Origin of the sequence: Micromonospora sp. MH33 (assembly GCF_003013775.1) — a bacterium.
In the GTDB taxonomy this organism is placed as follows: Bacteria; Actinomycetota; Actinomycetes; order Mycobacteriales; family Micromonosporaceae; genus Micromonospora; species Micromonospora fulviviridis.
In genome coordinates this window covers 1-3,252 of sequence record NZ_MUYZ01000477.1, presented here as the reverse complement: position 1 = coordinate 3,252, position 3,252 = coordinate 1, and the positions used below count along the sequence as shown (strand labels likewise).

2 protein-coding genes and 2 pseudogenes are annotated in these 3,252 nt (G+C 75.7%); all 4 read right to left on the bottom strand.

What is annotated here, in order from left to right; translation table 11 throughout:
• Positions 1-520: pseudogene (locus tag B0E53_RS34655) on the bottom strand (ribonuclease E/G); the annotation flags it as partial.
• A 131-nt stretch (positions 521-651) separates the two neighbouring features.
• Positions 652-1,371: a TIGR03936 family radical SAM-associated protein gene (locus tag B0E53_RS34650; protein WP_107079743.1), complete on the bottom strand. Its 720-nt coding sequence runs from the start codon at positions 1,369-1,371 to the stop codon at positions 652-654.
• A 244-nt stretch (positions 1,372-1,615) separates the two neighbouring features.
• Positions 1,616-2,986 carry a type VII secretion-associated serine protease mycosin gene (gene mycP / locus B0E53_RS34645; protein ID WP_107079742.1) on the bottom strand — a complete coding sequence of 457 codons (1,371 nt, stop codon included), beginning with the start codon at positions 2,984-2,986 and terminating at the stop codon, positions 1,616-1,618.
• Between the two features lie 10 nt (positions 2,987-2,996).
• Positions 2,997-3,252, bottom strand: a pseudogene (locus B0E53_RS34640) (hypothetical protein); the annotation flags it as partial.

Sequence of the window (3,252 nt, the reverse complement as noted above, 5' to 3'; positions counted from 1 at the left end):
CCGGTGCGGCGGGCGGCTCCGTGTCGACCTGCGGCTCGGCGACCGCGTGCGGCTCGACCGTCGGCCCGGCGGCCTCGGCGGGCGCCTCGGTCGGCGACTCGTCCGCCGGGGCCTCGACGGGCGGCGGGGTGGTCTTGCGGCGGCGGGTACGGGTCACCTTGACCGGCGGCACCACCTCGTCGGAGGCAGCCTCCACCCCGGCCGCGGCCACCGGCTCCTCGACCGCCTTGGCTGGGGTCGCCTTGCGCCGCCGCCGGGTCTTCGGCGCGGCCTCCAGTTCCCCGGCGATCGGGGCGAACACCTCGGCCTGCGGCGACTCGCCACTGCCGGTCGCCGCCGTCGACGCCTCCACCGGCGCGTCGGTCTGCTCCGGCTGGTTCAGCGGAGCGGCCTTGCGGCGGCTGGCCCGCTTGCGGGCCGGCGGCTTTGCCTCGGCGGTGCTGTCGGTGCTGCTGCTGGCGGTCGCCTCGGCCGGCTCTGCGCCGGTCCGTTCGCCGCCCTCGGGCTCGTTCTCGAGCATGGACGTTCTCCAGTTCTGGCTGCCCCGGGCGCGGGTGAGCGCTGCCACGCAGGGTCGCCGCAAAAGGTGTTTCCGCCGGGCGCGCAGGTGCGCGACCGCCGAAGTCTGCCTGCCAGAACGCTGACCGTCGGTCAGCGCTCTCCGATGGCTGCCCCGTCGCGATCCGCGTCCAACGGATCCACGATCTCGCCCAGCGCGGTCAGCGTGCCCTGCGCCAGCCGGATCACCCTCGGGGAGACCGGCGGCTCCAGGTCGGCCACCACGCGGAGGCCGGAAAGGACGTCATCGGGTCGCACGGACGGGGTGACCTGCCGCACGACCAGTTCGAGTATCGCACACGGTACGGCCGTCGCTCCGGAAGGCGTCTCGGACGGCGGCAGCGTATCGATGGCGATGACCGCGGCACGGGCGTCGAAGGTGCGCCGCCCCTGCTTGGTCATCCGCTCGACCTGGATCTCCTCGGCGGCGGTGAACGCGCTCACCGCCCGCTCCAGCGCGGCCGGGTCGACCTCGGGCAGCTCGATCCGCCAGCGGGACGCCTCGATCCGGTCGGCCAGGCTGCCGCCGGTGGCCTCCACCGCGTCCAGCACGTCGAGCCCGGGCGACAGGGCGGCGTCCAGGGCCGCCCGCAGCTGCGCCGGGTCGACCGGCTCGCGCAGGCCGATCTCCAGGTACTCCGCCTCGCTGGCCACGCCGGTCGGGGCGGCGGAGGCGTACGAGATCTTCGGGTGCGGGGTGAAACCCTGGGAGTAGGCGATCGGCACGCCGGCCCGGCGCAGCGCGCGCTCGAAGGCCCGGGCGAAGTCCCGGTGCGAGGTGAACCGCAGCGGTCCACGCTTGGCGTACCGGATCCGGACCCGCTGGACGACCGGCGCCTGGCCGCCCTCGGGTTGAGGCTTTCTGGCGATCGTGAGCTCCTCGGCTGTACCTGCGTGTCCGTCCCATCCTGGCGCAGCGGCCGGCACGGCCCGCAGCCGGGGCGGCGCGAGCGGCCGAACGAACCGGTCGGAACCGGTCAGCGAGGGATTCCGCGCCGCCCGGAGACGACGGTGGCCGGCCGGTGACACGCAGGTCACCCGGCCGGCCACCACGGTTTCAGGACCGGTTCCCGCCCGGTGGCGGGTAGGACCCCGGTGGCGGCGGAACGTGACCGGGCGGCGGGGCGTACGGGTTGGCGCCCGGCGGGGCATGACCGCCCGGCGCGCCCGGCGCGTGGTAGCCGGCCGGGACGGGCGGGGTGCCGTAACCACCCCCGGCGCCCTGGTCGAGCAGTTCGTCCGGTACGTCGGCCGCCCGGGCCGCCTCGCGGCGGTAGCGGCGCCGGTTCCAGATCAGGAAGACCACCAGCGCCACCAGCACCACCAGTGCCACGGCGATACCGATGCCGATGATCATGACCTGCTGGTCCGTGGGACCGCCGCGGTCGCCGTGCTCGGTGACGTCGAAGTCGTCGTCCTCGGCCGCCTGCGGCGGGGCCGGGCTGGCCGCGGCCGGCTCGAGCAGCGGGTTCGCCGAGACCGCCGGCACCTTGGCGGTCAGCGCCGCCACCGGGTCGACGCGGCCGAAGCCGTACTGCGGGTCACGGCCGGGTGGGCCGGCGTCCCGGGCGGTCCGGATGATCCGGTTGATCACGTCGGGGGCGGAGAGGTCCGGGTACCTCGACCGGACCAGCGCCGCGATGCCGGAGACGATCGCGGTGGCGTCGGAGGTCCCGTCACCCCAGCCGTAGCCGTGGTCCGGGCCGGCGTTGTAGATGCCGTCGGCCGGGGCGGACACCACGGCCTCGGGCCCCTGCGTCGAGCCGGACCAGAACCGCCCACCCCTGGTGGTGCCGGTCACCGCGATCACCCCGCGGACGTTGGCCGGGTTGATGATGCCGTCGTGACCGCGGGCGGTGTTGCCGGCCCCGGCCACCACGACCACGTCCTTGTCCAGGGCGTACCGGATCGCGGACTCCTCCTCGGCGGACGCCGCGCCCATGGCGCCGTAGGACAGGTTGACCACCTTGGCGCCGCCGTCGACGGCCATCCGGATGCCCTGCGCCGACGCCGCCTCGCTGACCTCCCCGTCGCCCGGCTTCGTCTTGATCGGCAGGATCCGTACGCCCGGCGCGATGCCGGTCACCCCGTCCGGACCGGCGTTCTTCGCCGCGATGATGCCGGCCATGTGGGTGCCGTGGCCGTCCGCGTCGGAGCGTCCGTCCCCGGCGGCGCCGTAGCTGCGGCCACCGGGCAGCACCTGACCGGCGAGCTCCGGGTGGGTGGCGTCGACACCGCTGTCCACCACGGCCACGACCACCCCGCGCCCGGTCGAGAGCCGGTGCGCCTGGTCGATCCGCAACTCGTCCAGGTACCACTGCTCGGCCCGTCGCGGCGCGGCGGCCGCCGGTTGGGCGGCCCCCAGCACCATGAGCCCCGCCAGCAGGCCGGCCGCGACCGGCCGGAGCGCGCCCACGTGCAACCTCATCCGTCCGTCCTCAGCGCAGGATGCCCGGGGACGCGGCGTCACCGCTGCCCCACGGATCGTCGTCCTCAGTCAACCACGACGAGTGCTCGCTGCCGGAGCCGCCGTGCCCGGCGCCGCCGTGCCCGCCCATCATGCCGCCGCCCATCATTCCCGCGCCGCGCGCGCCACCCGCGCCCGCGCCGGTCGCGTTGCGCAACGCGCTGGCCGCGCTGGTCATCGGCGGCACCTTGCCGTTGCCGCCGCCGACCATGCCGGGGATGCCGCCC